The sequence below is a fragment of the Pseudomonas sp. Nvir genome (assembly GCF_963778085.1).
GTDB classification, from domain to species: domain Bacteria; phylum Pseudomonadota; class Gammaproteobacteria; order Pseudomonadales; family Pseudomonadaceae; genus Aquipseudomonas; species Aquipseudomonas juntendi.
Genome location: NZ_OY970405.1, coordinates 579,265 through 595,574 on the forward strand (window position 1 = coordinate 579,265; position 16,310 = coordinate 595,574).

A 16,310-nucleotide genomic window follows, 5' to 3' on the forward strand; every position below is an offset into this window, starting at 1 on the left:
TCCCACAAGACTTGGTACAGGATCAGACACCTGCGCAGGCTTTTGTGGGGGCGGGCTCACCCGCGAACAGGCCAGTACCGACGACGGATCAATCCTAGGTAGTACCGCATGTCCAACAGCCTCGCCAGCGACACCCCACGCTTGCCGTCCATCGACACCCTCCTGCGCCATCCGGCCTGCCTCCCACTGATCGACCGCCACGGCCGCGATGCGGTCTTGAGCACCCTGCGCCAATTGCTGGACGACCTGCGGGAGCCCGCGCGCAGCGGCCAGCTCAGTGCCGCCGAACTGTCTCTCGAGATCCTTCTGGGCCGCGCCGGCGAACGTCTGGCCGCCCAGCAACGCAGCCAGGTACGCCGAGTGTTCAACCTCACCGGCACCGTGCTGCATACCAACCTCGGCCGTGCCCTGCTGCCGGAAGAAGCCATCGAGGCGATGCAGACCGCCGCCCGCTACCCGCTCAACCTGGAGTTCGACCTGGCCAGCGGCAAGCGTGGTGACCGCGACGACCTGATCGAGGGCCTTATCCGCGAGCTGACCGGCGCCGAGGCGGTTACCGTGGTCAACAACAATGCCGCGGCGGTACTGCTGGCGCTCAACAGCCTGGGGGCGCGCAAGGAGGGCATTATCTCGCGCGGCGAACTGATCGAGATCGGTGGCGCCTTCCGCATCCCGGACATCATGGCCCGCGCCGGGGTGAAGCTGCACGAGATCGGCACCACCAACCGCACCCATGCCCGCGACTACGAGGCTGCCATTGGTCCGCGAACCGGGTTACTGATGCGCGTGCACTGCAGCAACTACAGCATTCAAGGTTTCACCACCCAGGTGCCGACCGCCGAGCTGGCGCGAATCGCCCACCAGCATGACCTGCCACTGCTCGAAGACCTCGGCAGCGGTAGTTTGCTCGATCTCACCCGCTGGGGCCTGCCGGCCGAGCCCACGGTGCGCCAGGCCCTGGCTGATGGCGCCGATCTGGTGACCTTCAGTGGCGACAAGCTGCTGGGCGGCCCGCAGGCCGGGATCATCGTCGGGCGCAAGGCATTGATCGCCAGGATCAAGAAAAACCCGCTCAAGCGTGCGCTGCGGGTCGACAAGATCACCCTGGCCGCACTCGAAGCGGTGCTGGCGCTGTACCGCAACCCGGATCGGTTGGCCGAGCGCCTGCCCAGTTTGCGCTTGTTGACCCGTGGCCAGGCCGATATCCAGGCCCAGGCCGAACGCCTGCTACCAGACCTCCAGGCCCGCCTTGGTGCGCAATGGGTCGTCAGCGTAGAACCTGCGCTGGGCATGATAGGCAGTGGCAGCCAGCCGGTTGCGCGCCTGCCCAGTGCCGCGCTGTGCCTGCGCCCGCAGGTGTCGAAGAAGTTGCGCGGGCGCAGCCTGCATGTGCTGGAGCGAGCCCTGCGGGGCCTGCCGGTGCCGGTGCTTGGTCGTATCGACGACGACGCGCTATGGCTGGACCTGCGCCAGCTGGACGACGAAGCCCAATGGCTGGCGCAATTGCCGGCGTTGCAGTTGGGGCCGGTGCAGTGATCGTTGGTACCGCCGGCCACATCGACCATGGCAAGACCGCACTGCTGAAGGCACTGACCGGCCAGGCCGGTGACCTGCGCCAGGAAGAGCGTGAGCGGGGCATGACCATCGACCTGGGTTACCGCTACGCGGTGCTGGCCGAAGGTGCACCGCTGACGGGCTTCATCGATGTGCCGGGCCACGAGCGGTTTATCCACAACATGCTGGCCGGGGCCCATGGCATAGACGTGGTGCTGCTGGTGGTGGCGGCAGACGATGGCGTCATGCCGCAGACACGTGAGCACCTGGCAATCATCGAGCTGTTGGGTATCCCCCAGGCACTGGTGGCGATCAGCAAGTGCGACCGCGTCGAGCCGGCGCGCCTGGCCCAGGTGCAGGCGCAGGTCAGTGAGCTGCTGGCGCCAGGGCCCTATGCCGGGGCGCGGCAGTTCCCGGTGTCGAGCCTTGGCGGGGAGGGCATCGACGCGTTGCGCCAAGCCTTGCTGAAGGCGCAAACCGCTGTGCGGCAACGCAGTGCGCAAGGCGGTTTTCGCCTGGCTATCGACCGCGCCTTCGCCGTTACCGGTGCGGGGGTGGTGGTGACTGGCACGGCGCTGGCCGGCCGGGTGAGTGCCGGCGATACCCTGGTCCTGGGCAAGGCCGGCAAGGCGGTGCGGGTGCGGGGCCTGCATGCACAAAACCAGGCCGCGCAGGTAGCGCAGGCCGGCCAGCGAGTAGCGCTCAATATCGCAGCCGAACGCCTTAGCGCGGAGCAAGTTCACCGTGGCGACTGGCTGCTGCCGCAGTGGCTGCACGCGCCCAGTGTTCGGGTGGATATCGAGTTGAACCTGCTGCCGGGCGAGCTGCGGGCGTTCGAGCACTTCAGTGCCGTGCATGTGCACCTCGGCACCCAGGACGTGACGGCCCGTGTCGCGTTGCTGGAAGGTGAAACCCTGGCCGCCGGCCAGCGCATGTTTGCCCAGTTACTGCTCAATGCGCCGTTGCAGGCCGTGCATGGCGACCGCCTGGTACTGCGTGACCAGCGTGCTCAGCGCACCTTGGGCGGCGGCAGGGTACTCGATCCGTTTGCCCCCAGCCGCCAGCGCCGCAGCCACGAGCGTCTACGCCAGCTGCAGGTGCTGCGGGATGCCCAGGGCCTGGAGCAGGCGCTGCCGGCACTGCTGGCCAGTGCCCCCGGTGGTATCGACCCACAGCGCCTGGAGCGGCAGTTCAATCGCCTGCGCGAAACCTGGCAGCTACCGGCGAACGTGTTGGTGGTGGCCACGCGACAGGGCCAGCTGCTGTTCGCCAGCGCCCAGTGGCAGGCGCTGAAACGGCAGGTGCTGGCGCAACTTGCCCGCTTCCACGAGCAAGAACCGGATCAGCTGGGCCCCGACCGTGACCGCCTGCGACGCTTTACAGCATTGCCGTTGGAGCGGCCTGCGTTTGTCAGCCTGCTTGAGGAACTGCTAGAGGAAGGGGTGATTGCCGCCAGTGGGCCCTGGCTGCATTTGCCGGATCACAAGGTCCAGTTGAGTGAAGCCGACGAGGTACTGTGGGCGCGCCTGCAGCCCAGGTTGCTGGCGGGGCAGTTCGATCCGCCCTGGGTCAGGACATTGGCGGCAGAAGAGAACTGCCTTGAAGCCGACGTTCGTTTGTTGTTGCGCAAGCTGGCGCGTTTGGGCGTGGTGCACCAGGTGGTGCGCGACCTGTTCTACCCCGCAGCGACGCTACAGTGCATGGCAGAGCTGCTGCTGGGGCAGGCGGCTGGCACTTCAGTAGTGCAGGTTGCTGCATTTCGCGATATGTTGGGCATCGGTCGCAAGCGCAGTGTGCAGATTCTGGAATACTTCGACCGCATCGGCCTGACCCGCAGGGTGGCCGAGCAGCGTCACATTCGCGCTGACAGCGCCCTGGCCCAGCAGTACGCCAGGCACTGAGTTCAAGGAAGGCAATCGCGCCCGGTGGCGCGGCCGGGCTTCAAACCCGGTTGGGGACGGCAGCCGTTCCCGGGCAGGTTCGACTCCCGCTGCCTTCCGCCATCTTCTTTTCTTGCCCGGGCGAGTGCGGGTAGTGCCTACGCCCGCTCCCCACACAGGTCCAGGGCAAACCAGCGTTCTGCTGACTCCACATCCAACCCTGCACCCAGCAGCGCAACCATCTTGCCCAGCGCCGCCTCGCGGGTCATGCCGCCGCCACTGACCAGGCCCGCGCTACGCAGTCGGTTGCCTGCCGCATAGGTATCGAATACCACCGAGCCTTCAGGGCATTGGCTGATTGCCGCCAGCAGCACACCGCGCTGGCGCGCTGCGCGCAGTACCTCGAGCAACGCCAGGTCATCCGACGGCCCGGTACCACTGCCATAGCACTCCAGCAGCAAGCCCTGCACGCCGCTGCCCAACAAGGCCTGCAGATGGCTGGCCTGCAGCCCGGGGAACACAGGCACGACCGCCAGGTTGACCGGCTGGCGCGGCTGGCGGTAATCCAGCTCGGCCGGGATGGCTGCCGCACGCTGGCTGTCGCGATGCCGCGGCAGGGCAACGAACGCATCGAACGCTTCACTGCGCAACTTGGTAGCCCGGCAACCGTGCACCAGCTGCCCATGGAAGTACAACTGCACGCCGTCTTCCAGCCCTTGTTCGAACAGGCGCAGCGCGCCACACAGGTTGGGCCAGGCGTCGCTGTCGGCAGCGCCGGCCGGCAGCATCGAACCGGTCAGCAGTACCGGCACGGGCAAGCCCAGCAGCAGGAACGACAAGGCAGCCGCGCTATAGGCCAGGCTATCGGTGCCGTGCAGCACCAGCACCCCATCATGGCCAGCATCCACCGCCGTGACGATGGCGTCACGCATGGCCAGCCAGTTGTGCTGTTGCATGTTGGCGCTGTCCAGCAGCGGGTTCAGCTCTTGCAGGGTCCACTGCAGCTGGGGGGCATCGGACAGTTGCGCGAAGTGTTCACGCATCCGCCCGTCGAAACCGCCGGCCGGTGCCAGGCCCTCCGGGGTTTCGAGCATGCCGATGGTGCCACCGGTATAGAGAACGAGAAGATTCTTGACTGCACGCATGGAAAGCATCCGTGGCGGTGAGCGGAGAAAAAAGCCGCCCTCGGACGGGGCGGCTTTGGCAGGGCAGGGTATCAGCGCTGTGGCTGGGCCTGGACGGCTGCTTTGTCAGCGGCTGTTTCCAGCTGAGGGTTGGCTGGCCAGGCGTTGCGGTCCAGGTCCAGGTCGGCGAACTTGGTCGAATCGAACACTGGCTGCTTGATACCGGCCTTGCGCTGCTCGTCGTAGTCGCGCATCACCCGCAGGCCAATCTTGAACAACAGGGCCAGGGCGATCAGGTTGACGAAGGCCAGGCAGGTCATGGTGATGTCGGCGAAGGCGAACACGGTCGACAGGTCTTGCATCGAACCCCACACCACCAGCGCCAGTACCAGGCCACGGAACACCATCAGTACCACGCGGTTGCGGCTGAGGAACTGCAGGCTGTTCTCGCCCAGGTAGTAGTTGTAGAGAATGCAGGTGAACACGAACAGCGACAGTGCAACGCTGACGAACACGCGGCCCCAGTCACCCACCACCGCGGCCAGCGAGTTCTGGGTCAGGACAATGCCGTCGCCCTCGAAGCTTGGGGTGTAGAAGCCCGACAGCAGGATCAGCAGTGCGGTGCAGGTGCAGATCACGAAGGTGTCGAGGAACACGCTGAAGGCCTGGACCACGCCCTGCGCGCCCGGGTGTTTCACTGCCGCCACGGCCGCAACGTTCGGTGCACTGCCCAAGCCTGCTTCGTTGGCGAACACGCCCCGCTTCACGCCCATGACGATGGCGCTGCCGAGCAGGCCGCCAAACGCAGGGTCAAGGCCGAAAGCGCTCTTGAAGATGGTTTCCAGCATGGTGGGTACGTGGTCGATCTGGGTGCCGATCACGTACAGGGTCACGCCGATGTAGGCCAGGGTCTTGACCGGCACCAGCAGGTCCGAGACCGCCGCGATGCGCTTGATGCCACCGATGAAGGTGATGGCCAGCAGCACGGCCAGCACCAGCCCGGTGTGGCTTGGCTTGAAGTCGAAGGCATTTTGCAGCGAATGGGTAACGGTGTACGACTGCAGGCCGATGAAGGCGAAGCCGTAGGTCACCAGCAGCAGGATCGAGAACACGATGGCCATGCTTTTCAGCTTCAGGCCATGCTGGATGTAGTAGGCCGGGCCGCCACGGTACAGGCCGTCGCCATCGGCGCGCTTGTACACCTGGGCCAGGGTACATTCGAAGAAACTGCTGGCCATGCCGACCAGGGCAGTGACCCACATCCAGAACACCGCGCCAGGGCCGCCCAGGGTCACGGCAATGCCGACCCCGGCGATGTTACCGGCGCCCACGCGGCCAGCCAGGCTCAGCATCAGGGCCTGGAAGGAGCTCAACTGGCCTGCCTGGCCACGCAGCGATTCCTTGAACACGGCGAACATGTGGCCGAAATGGCGGAACTGTACGAACCGCGAACGGATGGTGAAGTAACCGCCGAGACCGACGATCAGCACGATGAGGAGTTTCCCCGAGAGGAAATCGTTGAGTGCTTCGAGCATTGGAAAATGACCTCGATTCTTATTCTTCGTGTGGATTGATCAGCGGACGGCAGGCGCACCGCTATTCGTTGGGGCGCATGGTTGGCCATGACAAGAGTCGTTACAATTTCGCGGGTTGCTCTGACTTGATGCGACTTGATGCTACAATGGCGTCATTCGCGTCACCTGGATTCCGCACATGAGTGAGCATTTCGCTACCAACCTCAAACTGGCTTGCAGCCACTACCGCTCTATTTCCGAAGTTTGCCGCCAGCTCTCGATCAACCGAGCGCAGTTCAACAAGTACCTCAGCGGGCAGAGCCGTCCGACGGCTTTCAACCTGAAACGCATCGGTGATTTCTTTGGCGTCGAGGATTACGAGCTGAACCTGCCTGCCGAGCAGTTCGCCCGCCTGATCGGTGCTCGCGTCTCGACCCTGGCCGAACAACCCAGCGACCCGATCAGTGAACTGTTCCGCCCGCTGCATGAGCACGCCGGCAACCTGTCGCGTTATTGCGGTTATTACTTCGAGTATTCGAACTGCATGTCGGTGCCCGGCACGATCCTGGTGTCGCTGGTGCACCTGTGGGAAGAGCGCGGGCGTTTCCTGTTCGAGCGCCAGGAGCGGCAGGAGCGCTCCAGCGCCACGGACCTGCATGCCGAAGTCCGTTGTCGCTATCTGGGCGCGGCGTTTCAGTTGCAGGACCGAGTGTTCCTCATCGACTACGAGTCGCTGACTTTCAACGAAATGAGCCAGACCATCCTGATTCCCAGCTTCAAAAGCCGGATCACACGCCTGAACGGCCTGAAGGCCGGGGTTTCCAGCGGCGACCGGCGCAACCCGGCCTGCACACGGGTGGTGTGGGAGTACCTGGGTGAGGAGATCAATCGCATCAATGCCTACCGACAGGTCAAACTGTACCGCCCGGATGATCCGCGTATAGATGATGACGTCAGGGAACGGCTGAGCGTGGGGCCGTTGCGCAACAGTTTGTTTGAGATTGAATAGACAGGATGGCTGTACTCGGCGTGCCACTGCCGCTCTATTGGTTTGACCGATGACTGAAATTGAATTCAGGCCCGCTGAGCACTCATAGGCGGTGCAACCATTGCGCCACCGGATGACCAGTACTGAGCATCAACTTGGTTGCCATCAGGCAGCACACGGCGATCAGCAGCGGTTTCACCAGCCGCGGCCCGAAGTGGAGCGCACACCGCGCGCCCAGCTGCGCACCAATGATGGCGGACACAGCCATTATCAATGCCAAAGGCCAGACGATCGCCCCACTGCATGCAAACACGGTCAGGGCTCCCAGGTTGCAGCAAGCATTCAGGAGTTTGCTTCTGCAAATTGCTTGCATGAGCGGCTGTCCCAGCAGCAGGGTGCATGCGACCATGAAAAATGAACCGGTACCTGGCCCGAAAATACCGTCATAGAAGCCAATGGCTGGCACTACCGCCAGTGTGAATGCAACGCTCGACAGCCGTTGCTTGCGCTCCTGACTACTCAGCGTGGGAGTGAACGCAAAGTAGGCGGCGACCGCGATCAGCATGATGGGAACGACAGATTCCAGGACATACCTGTCGAGCATGCTGATTGACATGGCGCCAGTGACGCCTCCAGTAAAGGATAGGCAGGCCATAGGCCAGTCTGCTCGCCAATCGATCATTCGTTTTCGAGCAAACGCCCAGACGGCTGACGCACTGGCTGAGGAAGCTTGAAATTTGTTAGTGGCCATTGCTGCCAATGGGTCGATGCCTGCGATGAATAGAGCGGGAAGAGTGAGGAGTCCGCCGCCGCCTGCTATTGCATCGAAGAAACCGGCAAACAGCGCGACGGCTGCTAGCGCTATATAGATCGAATCCATTTTCAATTGTGCTCCATTTTCACTAGCCACGTACTATCAACGGGTCTTGCTGCAGGATTAATGGCCGCGCATCTGGCGAATACCCAAACAGCCTGATCAGTAGTCGCCTGTTATCTTTGATTGTGTCGCGGGCATGCAGGGCCTGGCTGTTGTTGATTAACAGCGCAGAGGTGGGCTGCAGAACGAATTCGTAACAATCTGCCTGATTCAATAGATCTTTCAATGACCAGTAGGCTTGGCGCGCCAATTGGCTAGCTTTTTCGTGCACAGAGTACCGATAACTGTTGTAGCGCAAGGTGAAGTCACCTCGAGGGTCGAACTGGATGATGGAATGTTCTAGCATGTCCTCGCTGTCGTCCTTGACGAAACATTCACTGCGACTGAAACAGAATGATTTCGATGAAAGCGCCAGTGCTTCAAGGCCGTTCAGTTTTGCAATTACATTGCGTACCGGTATCAATTTTGTCGGCTCTTGGGATGGGTTCTATCGGGCCGTCAGAATCAAGGCGCTGGGTGCTGGAGAGTGCCCGTTTTCGGCATTGATCGAACAGTTGTAAGGGGGCTCCGTGTGCGGCCCAAGCTCAAGCCCAGAATGAGAACTAAGCTCCGCTGTGACACTTCCGGTCTCACTGGGTAGGCCCACTGCACCGCCACCCTTGAAGTTCCCTACGATTCTTATCTGCTTGCTTTCATTGTCTATGTCGAAAGCGAATGATCTATAGTTGACAAGGCTCAAAAGAATCTGACTTCGAGAGCTCAAATAAAGAGTTGTTGGTTCATTGCAGATTATATCTACTGGCGGAAGAAATTTTGGCGCAGGGTCTTGCTCGGGCTCTCGCATTCCTGTGAATTCAATGGCGGCTACTTTTCCGTTGCTGAAAAGTTCGAGCAGATCTCGTTGCGGGCGACCCATTAATCGCATCAGTGCCTGTGCATGGAAGATGGAAGTTTTTGCGCTGCCTGCTACATCTGGACCACCCATCGCACCGACTTGGCGGGCTGCGCAGTCCAGAAAATTGGCTTGCTGGTCATTGAGCTCGAACTGGATGACCTCAGTCGATCGTTGAGGCACGTTCCCTATCATTGTTTTTTTCCTTGTATGTAGGGGGAGGTGGAACTTTTTGTGAGTTCGCCGTTAATTTAGCCAGAGAATCTTACGCAGTGATGCAGGACCTGCTCCCTTGGTCATGTGAGGAATGTCCTCGGCGGTGGTAGGAATAGCCCTACGTATCCACCTCCGCCCCAGGGTTGGACTTCCCCGCCCGGAAACCGCAAAATGACCCACTTTCCTTAATCAACCTCTCCGGATCTGCTGACTCTATGCGTATGCGCCTAATGCTGTTGGGTGGTGGCAATGCCCTCGGGCAAGCGCTGATTCGTCTTGGGGCCGAGGAGGACATCGCATTCCTGGCGCCGCGCCCGCCCGAGAGCGGCTGGACGCCGGCGAGCCTGACCCAGTTGCTTGACGACCATCGCCCCGATGCCCTGGTGAACCTGGCCTATTACTTCGACTGGTTCCAGGCCGAGTCGGTCAGCGAGCCGCGCCTGGCGCAGCAGGAGCGGGCAGTCGAGCGGCTGGCAGAGCTGTGCCAGCACCACCAGATCACCCTGGTGCAGCCTTCCAGCTACCGGGTATTCGATGGCTCGCGGGCCACTGCCTACAGCGAGAAGGACGAGCCCGTACCCCTGGGGCTGCGGGGCCAGGCCTTGTGGCGGATCGAGCAGAGCGTGCGTGCGGCGTGCCCGCAACATGTACTGCTGCGCTTTGGCTGGTTGCTGGACGAAAGCATCGATGGCTCGCTCGGTCGTTTCCTCACCCGTGCCGAGCAACCGGCCGAGTTGCTGCTGGCCGATGACCGGCGCGGCAACCCCACACCTGTGGACGATGCGGCCCGGGTGATCCTGTCTGTGCTCAAGCAACTCGATTGCAACGCGCCGCTATGGGGCACCTACCATTACGCCGGCAACGAGGCGACCACGCCGCTGGTGTTGGGCCAGGCGATCCTGGCCGAGGCCGGCCAATATCGCCAGCTGGCAGTGCAGGCACCCACGGCGCAAGCGCATGCCGCGCGGCCGGATGCCAGCGAAGAGCCGCAGCATGCCGTATTGGCCTGCAAGAAAATCCTTCATACCTTTGGCATCAAGCCGCGTGCCTGGCGCGCCGGCTTGCCGCCCCTACTGGACCGTTTCTACCGCCATGGCTGATGCCCCCATCCTGATCACCGGCGGTGCCGGCTTCATTGGTTCCCACCTGTGCGATGCGTTGTTGGACAAAGGCTACGCCGTACGCATTCTCGATGACTTGTCCACTGGCCGGCGGGGCAACCTGCAGGTCGACCACCCACGGCTGGAACTGATCGAAGGCGATGTCGCCGATGCTGCTCTGGTCATGCGGGCTGCGGCAGGTTGCAGTGCCGTGGTGCACCTGGCCGCAGTGGCTTCGGTGCAGGCCTCGGTCGAAGATCCGGTGCGTACCCACCAGAGCAATTTCATCGGCACCCTCAATGTTTGTGAAGCCATGCGCGTGCACGGTCTGCGCCGGGTGGTGTTCGCCTCCAGTGCCGCCGTGTATGGCAACAATGGCGAGGGCGAGTCGATCGCCGAGGAGACGCCCAAGGCACCGCTGACGCCCTATGCCGTGGACAAGCTGGCCAGTGAGCAATACCTGGACTTCTACCGCCGTCAGCACGGGCTGGAGCCGGTGGTGTTCCGCTTCTTCAATATCTTCGGGCCTCGCCAGGACCCGTCCTCGCCCTATTCCGGGGTTATCAGCATCTTCTGCGAGCGTGCTGTGCAGGGCCTGCCGATCACCGTGTACGGGGATGGCGAGCAGACCCGCGATTTCCTGTATGTAGGCGACCTGGTGCAAGTGATGGTGCAGGCGCTGGAGCAGCCGCAGGTCGAGGAGGGGGCGGTGAACATCGGCCTCAACCAGGCAACGTCGATCAACCAGATGCTCGCGGCGCTGCAGAAAGTCGTGGGCAGCTTGCCAGCGGTGACCTACGCGGCGGCGCGTGCCGGTGATATTCGCCATTCGCGGGCCGATAACCAGCGCTTGCTGGCGCGGTTTGCATTCCCGCAGGCTACGCCGATGGTCGAGGGGCTGGCCCGGCTACTGGGTAAAAGCTGAAGTCACGGGCCAAGCGATGCCCTGCCTGCACGGCCTGTAGGAGCAACTGTCTTTCTCAAAATTTGAAAAGCCTGCGCGATCCATTGTGGGAGCGGGCGTGCCCGCGAAGCAGGCGACGCGGTGTCTGGCACCGGCTGCGCCGGTGTTCGCGGGCACGCCCGCTCCCACAGGAACCGTGAGATCTTCGAGTCCTGCATTTTGGCTGTTGATCTACACCCTCTTCGGCTGAGGCAACACCAGATCCCTCTCTCAAGACACAAGCGGCCTTGTGTCGCGACAGGGCTGCGCAGCAGCCCCGGGATCAGCCATGGCGCACCACCTTGCGCACGCAGTCCTCGGGGTTCAACATCCGCCCATCCAGGCTTCTCACCTGTAACGGTTCCAGCAAACCGCTTTCCACCAGCCACTTGAGCCGTGAGGCGAGGATGGTCTTCGCCAGCCCCAGATTCTTCTGAAACTCACTGAAGCGACGCAGGCCATCAAAAGCATCGCGAAGGATCATCAGCGCCCAGCAATCACCCAGCACCTCCTGGCGCTGTTGCTGCTGACGCTTTCATGGCTGCCCACGGCCATGCTCGGGCAATCCGTGATGGCCTTTGTCCTTGGCGTGCTGATGCTGGATTTTGCCGTGCAGGCAATGCATGTCACCAACCAGACGGTGTTGCTGGCCGGGCATGGTCATCAGCGCGGCGGCCCTGGCTTATTGGCTGTGGCTGCAACGCGCAAGGGCGGCCGGAGCCGCCCTCCAGTGTTCCGGTCAGAACTTGTAGCCTAGGCCGACCATGTACACCCATGGGTCGACATCCACGTCGACCTTGGTCTTGCTGTAGCCCAGCGCGGTGGGGCCGTTGACGCTGGCCTTGGTGTCGATGTCCACATACCAGACCGCGGCGTTGACCAGCAGGTTGTCCGTGAGCATGTAGTCCATGCCCAACTGGCCGGCGATACCTACCGAGTCTTGCAGCTTCAGGTTACTGAAGCCCTGCTGCTTGCGGGCGCTGCTGAGGTCTTCATCGAAGAACAGGGTGTAGTTGATACCTACGCCGGCATACGGCTGGAACTTGGAGTTCGGTTCCATCGGGTAGTACTGCAGCGACAGTGTCGGCGGCAGTTGCTTGATGTCGGCCAGCTTGCCGTCCAGCCCGCCACCCAGGCCTTTTACGCCTACGGTGTGCTTGAACGGCGTAGCCGCCAGCAGCTCCAGGCCAACGTGGTCGGTGAGCATGTAGGCGAAGGCCAGGCCCAGCTGGGTGTCGCTGTCCAGTGTCGCCTTGGTGCCCGAAACCTTGTTGCCGTCGAATTTCAGGTCGCTGCTGCTCTCATTCGGCGCAGTGGTGATTGCACCGGCGCGAACGATGACATCACCCGCCTGGTGGGCGTGGGCAACAGGGGCGGCGAAGGCCAGTGCCGCGAATGCGGCCCCGAGCAAGGACTTGTTCATGGAAGCTCCCAGAGGACGTTAATAATCGAGTAGTCCAATGGTACGGATGGGTCTAAACAGAATGTTTGACCCAGCTCAACGAAGCGTCTTCATGAACCGGTAATAGCGCTCACTTCAGCTCATAAGCGTAGATTTTTTCGGCTTCCATCTGGTAGCCGGCATCGGCCAGTTCGCTGCTGGAGGCTTTGACCTGCATCTTTCCCTCGATCCAGTAGGGTTGATAAAGGTCTTCGACGCGCACGCCCATTTCGCTGAAAATGTGCACGATCTGGTTCGAGGGCGGTGGCGGCACATGGATGCACGCGCCGTAGTAAGGCACCAGCAGAAACTCGGTGGTGCGCCCCTCCTCGCTGACTTCCAGCGGCACGATATACCCGGGCAGTTTGACCTGCTGGCCATCGAGGCTTTTCACCACCGGCGCGTTCGGCGCCTGCTGCCGGGCTGCTGGCGCAGACTCGGCGGCCAGGGCGTTGCTCAATTGCGACATGTCGTGCAAGGGGGTGAGTTGCGGTGGAATGACCGGGGCGCCTTCCGGGATCAGCGCTGGCCAGTCGAGCTCCTTGGGTTCGGCGGCCCACAGCGGCATCGCTGCCGCAAGCAGCAGGATCAGCAGCGTTCGCAGTGTCGGCTTCTTCGCGGGTGAACCGGCACCTACACGGGGAACGCGACCCGATGTAGGAGCGGGTTTACCCGCGAAGCAGGCGGTGAGGTGTTTGATCATTACGCGCACTCATAGGTGTATGGACAGGCCATCGGCCAACGACTGCCGATAGGCGCGCCACGCTGGCACGCTGCCCATCAGCAGTGCAGCCCCCAGGATGATAGCCAGCAAGCTCCATTCATGAGCGCTCGGCAGCGCCAGCGGCAGGTACAAACCATAGTTGGCCTGTACATACCCCTGTGCCAGGGCGATACCCGCATACAGCAAGCCCAGCCCGGCGACGATGCCGACTGCCGCCAGTGACAGCGCCTCCAGCACCAGCAGCCCGGCGATATGCCACGGCCTGGCCCCTACGGAACGCAAGATCGCCATCTCCCGGCGGCGTTCGTTGAGGCTGGTGAGAATGGCCGTGAGCATGCCGATCAGGCCCGTGAGCACAACGAACAGCGAAACCACGAACAAGGCTTGTTCGGCCGTGCCCATCAGGCTCCACAGCTCCTGCAAGGCAACGCCAGGCAGGATCGCCAGCAGCGGTTCGTTGCGGTACTCGTTGATTTCCCGCTGCAGGCTGAACGTCGCGATCTTGTTGTTCAGGCCCAACATGAACGCCGTGATGGCGGCAGGTTGCAGGTCCATGCTGCGTGCTTGCTCGGCGCTGATGCGCCCGGCGCCACGTGCCGGCACGCCATTGTGCCAGTCGATATGGATCGCCTCCATGCCGCCCAGGCTGATGTGCAGGGTGCGGTCGACCGGTGTGCCGGTACGCTTGAGCACGCCCACTACGGTGAACGGTTTGTCGTCATGCTTGACCAGGCTGATTGCGGCCACACCGTGCGCCAGCACCAGCTTGTCCCCCAGTTTGTAATGCAGTGCCTCGGCCACTTCGGCACCCAGTACCACCTCGAACGGGTCACTGGCGAATTCGCGGCCCTGGCTCAGCTGCAGGTGCTGTTTGCGGCCGTACTGGTAATGCTCGAAGTAGTCGGCAGTGGTGCCCATTACCCGATAGCCGCGGTGCGAGTCGCCCAGCGAGATCGGAATCGCCCACTTCACCCGTGGGTCATGGGCGTAGTGCTGAAAGCTGTCCCAGCGGATGTTGTTGGTGGCGTTGCCGATCCGGAATACCGAATACAGCAGCAGGTTCACCGAGCCCGAGCGCGCGCCCACGATCAGGTCGGTACCGCTGATGGTACTGGCGAAGCTGGCACGGGCTTCGGTCCGCACCCGCTCCACGGCCAATAGCAGGCAGACCGACAGGGCGATGGCAAAGGCCGTGAGAAAAGCGGTGAAACGGCGGTTGGCCAGGCTGGCCAGGGCAAGGCGGAGCAGGTACATCAGGCCTCCACGGGCTTGGCGGCACGGTTGAGTTCGGCCAGCGACAGGTGGCGATCGAACAGCGGCGCCAGGCTCTGGTCGTGGCTGACGAACAGCAGGCTGGCACCAGCGGCCCGGCACTCATCGAACAGCAGGCGGATGAACACCTCACGGGTGTCGGCGTCCAGCGCCGAGGTCGGCTCGTCGGCGATCACCAACTCGGGTTGACCGATCAGCGCGCGGGCTGCGGCAACCCGCTGTTGCTGGCCTATCGACAGGCTGTCGGCACGGCGCGCCAGCAGTGCCGGGTCGCCCAGCCCCAGGTGGGCGAGCAGTTCGCCTGCCGCCTGGTGGACACTGCCATGGCGCTGGATGGCCCGTTCCGCCCGGCTGCGGGAAAAGCGGCATGGCAGTTCGACGTTCTCCCTTACCGACAGGAAGGGCAGCAAGTTGAACTGCTGGAAGATATAGCCGGTGTGGTCGACGCGGAACCGGTCGCGTGCACCTTGGCCCAGCGCGGCCAGGTCCTGGCCAAGCAGCCGGATTCGCCCTTGGTCCGCTCGGTTCACCCCGCCCAGCAGGCCCAGCAGGGTGGTCTTGCCACTGCCGCTGGGGCCTTTGAGAAACAGGGCCTCACCGGCTTGCAGGCGAAACGCCGGGATGTCCAGCAGCGGCGCCTGGCCGGGCCAGGCGAACACCAGGTCCTGCACGTCAATCAGTGCCTGATTCATCTCAGAACGCGACCATGGCCTTGGCGGGCGAGGTTTCGACGCCTTTCTGGCCGTTGGGGCCGATTAGCTGCACGTTGATTTTTTGCGTGGCCGGGAAGGCTTTGTACAGGGGGGCCAGGTCCAGCTGGGTGAGTTTCTCCGGGGTGGCGCATGTCAGCTGGTAGTGGGCATTGATATCGCTGTGCATGTGGCCCTTCTCATGCTCGTCACCGTCGTCTTCCGCTTTGGCGGCGTCACCGAACAACGGGCTTTCCAGCGCTTGCTGGTCTTCCTTGCAGCCGGCTGCCGAGGCCAGGCCGAACAGCTTCAACGGTTGTTCCAGCTGCTGGCGCACCGCGGCAACCTTGGCCTTGTCGGCGTCGCTGCTGGCAGCGTGCTCGAAACCAACCAGGTTCATGGCGGGGCTGTCCAGCTCCAGTTCCAGGGTATTGCCGTCGAGCACGACATTGAGCTTGGCCACGCCGTGTTCATGCGCGCCCAGGGTGCCATGGGCGTGGTCGTGATCATGGTCATGGTCTTCGTGGGCATGGGCCACGGCCAGTGGCAGCAAAGCGAAGGGCAGGGCGAGCAACAGGCGACGCATGGGAGGCTCCGGGGCGGGCTGGATGATTGGGTTATGTTATAACAACTTTTCTGCGTCCTGCCAGCCCGCATGGCGCAGGTTTCATCTTGCGGTAGCATGGGCCATCGACCTTGCTCAAGGAATGCATCGTGAGAATTCGTGGACAGATTGGGGAATGGCCGGTGGACCTGACCATCGAGCTTGAGCCTGAAGAGTGGACGCAGTTGGGGCGGCAGACCGAGGTACCTGCGGCGGCGCATGCCGTTGCGGCGGCCCCGGTGGCTGCGCCACGGCAGGATGACGGGCAATGGACGGCGGCGCGCGAGGTGTTGCGCCTGGCGGGGCAAATGAGCGGGCCGCAATTGCTCGACCGGCTGGAAGGGCTGGCCGGCAGTACAGCGGCGGGCAAGCGGCTACTGGTGCGTTTGCGCCACAGCAGTGAGGTGAAGGTGGAAAACGGTGGGGATGCACCGGTTTATCACTGGGTTGGATAAACCGGTGTTGAGGTCCACCTTGTGGGAGCGGGCGTGC

General features: G+C 62.8%; 17 protein-coding genes, 1 tRNA gene and 1 pseudogene. 8 read left to right on the plus strand and 11 right to left on the minus strand.

Features of this window, described 5'->3' with window-relative positions; translation table 11 throughout:
- Window positions 1-108 precede the first annotated feature (108 nt).
- The 3 genes from selA (at window position 109) to AACG97_RS02960 (ending at window position 3,557) form a co-directional block, all read left to right on the plus strand.
- The gene (selA, locus tag AACG97_RS02950; RefSeq protein ID WP_144187466.1) at window positions 109-1,536 is read left to right on the plus strand and encodes an L-seryl-tRNA(Sec) selenium transferase; all 1,428 of its coding nucleotides are present in this window, start codon (window positions 109-111) and stop codon (window positions 1,534-1,536) included.
- On the plus strand, window positions 1,533-3,455 hold the full coding sequence (gene selB / locus AACG97_RS02955; protein WP_047149815.1) for a selenocysteine-specific translation elongation factor: 1,923 nt from the start codon (window positions 1,533-1,535) through the stop codon (window positions 3,453-3,455). Before selA ends, selB begins: the two co-directional genes overlap by 4 nt.
- Before the next feature lie 6 nt (window positions 3,456-3,461).
- Window positions 3,462-3,557 (plus strand) — tRNA-Sec (locus tag AACG97_RS02960).
- A gap of 35 nt (window positions 3,558-3,592) precedes the next feature.
- Here the strand turns inward: AACG97_RS02960 and AACG97_RS02965 are convergent.
- Complete coding sequence (locus AACG97_RS02965; protein WP_390898577.1) at window positions 3,593-4,579, minus strand: asparaginase; 987 nt, start codon at window positions 4,577-4,579, stop codon at window positions 3,593-3,595.
- Between the two features lie 71 nt (window positions 4,580-4,650).
- Window positions 4,651-6,093: an alanine/glycine:cation symporter family protein gene (locus tag AACG97_RS02970; RefSeq protein WP_197886118.1), complete on the minus strand. Its 1,443-nt coding sequence runs from the start codon at window positions 6,091-6,093 to the stop codon at window positions 4,651-4,653.
- 178 nt (window positions 6,094-6,271) lie between these two features.
- Here AACG97_RS02970 and AACG97_RS02975 point away from each other — a divergent pair, with 178 nt between their 5' ends.
- Entirely contained in the window at window positions 6,272-7,081 is an 810-nt protein-coding gene (locus tag AACG97_RS02975) for a helix-turn-helix domain-containing protein (protein ID WP_029885046.1), read from the plus strand.
- A gap of 82 nt (window positions 7,082-7,163) precedes the next feature.
- Here AACG97_RS02975 and AACG97_RS02980 read toward each other — a convergent pair whose 3' ends face one another.
- Genes AACG97_RS02980 through AACG97_RS02990 form a run of 3 tightly spaced genes read right to left on the minus strand, consistent with a single transcriptional unit; the run spans window position 7,164 to window position 9,024 of the window.
- Window positions 7,164-7,940, minus strand: coding sequence for a TSUP family transporter (locus AACG97_RS02980; RefSeq protein ID WP_197886117.1), 777 nt, complete (start codon window positions 7,938-7,940; stop codon window positions 7,164-7,166).
- Window positions 7,941-7,962: 22 nt separating this feature from the next.
- Window positions 7,963-8,400 (minus strand): TauD/TfdA family dioxygenase, encoded by a 438-nt coding sequence (locus tag AACG97_RS02985; protein WP_177331332.1) that lies wholly within the window; start codon window positions 8,398-8,400, stop codon window positions 7,963-7,965.
- Between the two features lie 24 nt (window positions 8,401-8,424).
- On the minus strand, window positions 8,425-9,024 hold the full coding sequence (locus tag AACG97_RS02990) for a hypothetical protein (RefSeq protein WP_197886116.1): 600 nt from the start codon (window positions 9,022-9,024) through the stop codon (window positions 8,425-8,427).
- Window positions 9,025-9,260: 236 nt separating this feature from the next.
- Here AACG97_RS02990 and AACG97_RS02995 point away from each other — a divergent pair, with 236 nt between their 5' ends.
- Both AACG97_RS02995 and AACG97_RS03000 read left to right on the plus strand, forming a co-directional pair.
- The gene (locus AACG97_RS02995; protein WP_080709155.1) at window positions 9,261-10,145 is read left to right on the plus strand and encodes a sugar nucleotide-binding protein; all 885 of its coding nucleotides are present in this window, start codon (window positions 9,261-9,263) and stop codon (window positions 10,143-10,145) included.
- Window positions 10,138-11,070 carry an NAD-dependent epimerase/dehydratase family protein gene (locus AACG97_RS03000; RefSeq protein ID WP_197886115.1) on the plus strand — a complete coding sequence of 311 codons (933 nt, stop codon included), beginning with the start codon at window positions 10,138-10,140 and terminating at the stop codon, window positions 11,068-11,070. The genes AACG97_RS02995 and AACG97_RS03000 overlap by 8 nt, the downstream gene beginning before the upstream one ends.
- A 301-nt stretch (window positions 11,071-11,371) precedes the next feature.
- On the opposite strand, the gene AACG97_RS03005 is transcribed toward AACG97_RS03000, so the two are convergent.
- Window positions 11,372-11,596 carry a winged helix-turn-helix transcriptional regulator gene (locus AACG97_RS03005; protein ID WP_009685700.1) on the minus strand — a complete coding sequence of 75 codons (225 nt, stop codon included), beginning with the start codon at window positions 11,594-11,596 and terminating at the stop codon, window positions 11,372-11,374.
- 3 nt (window positions 11,597-11,599) lie between these two features.
- Here AACG97_RS03005 and AACG97_RS03010 point away from each other — a divergent pair.
- A pseudogene (locus AACG97_RS03010) lies at window positions 11,600-11,840 on the plus strand (MFS transporter); the annotation flags it as partial.
- Here the strand turns inward: AACG97_RS03010 and AACG97_RS03015 are convergent.
- The 5 genes from AACG97_RS03015 to AACG97_RS03035 form a co-directional block, all read right to left on the minus strand.
- On the minus strand, window positions 11,828-12,511 hold the full coding sequence (locus AACG97_RS03015; protein WP_009685701.1) for an OmpW/AlkL family protein: 684 nt from the start codon (window positions 12,509-12,511) through the stop codon (window positions 11,828-11,830). The pseudogene AACG97_RS03010 and the gene AACG97_RS03015 overlap by 13 nt on opposite strands.
- Window positions 12,512-12,620: 109 nt before the next feature.
- Complete coding sequence (locus AACG97_RS03020; RefSeq protein WP_033690955.1) at window positions 12,621-13,133, minus strand: DUF3299 domain-containing protein; 513 nt, start codon at window positions 13,131-13,133, stop codon at window positions 12,621-12,623.
- Between the two features lie 108 nt (window positions 13,134-13,241).
- A complete protein-coding gene (locus AACG97_RS03025) occupies window positions 13,242-14,507 on the minus strand; it encodes an ABC transporter permease (protein WP_009685703.1) in 1,266 nt (421 codons plus the stop codon).
- The gene (locus AACG97_RS03030; protein ID WP_009685704.1) at window positions 14,507-15,217 is read right to left on the minus strand and encodes an ABC transporter ATP-binding protein; all 711 of its coding nucleotides are present in this window, start codon (window positions 15,215-15,217) and stop codon (window positions 14,507-14,509) included. The genes AACG97_RS03025 and AACG97_RS03030 overlap by 1 nt, the downstream gene beginning before the upstream one ends.
- Window position 15,218: 1 nt before the next feature.
- Window positions 15,219-15,800, minus strand: a complete 582-nt coding sequence (locus AACG97_RS03035; RefSeq protein ID WP_009685705.1) for a DUF2796 domain-containing protein — start codon at window positions 15,798-15,800, stop codon at window positions 15,219-15,221.
- A 128-nt stretch (window positions 15,801-15,928) separates the two neighbouring features.
- On the opposite strand from AACG97_RS03035, the gene AACG97_RS03040 reads away from it, so the two are divergent.
- Window positions 15,929-16,273: a hypothetical protein gene (locus AACG97_RS03040; RefSeq protein ID WP_033690952.1), complete on the plus strand. Its 345-nt coding sequence runs from the start codon at window positions 15,929-15,931 to the stop codon at window positions 16,271-16,273.
- Window positions 16,274-16,310: the final 37 nt, after the last annotated feature.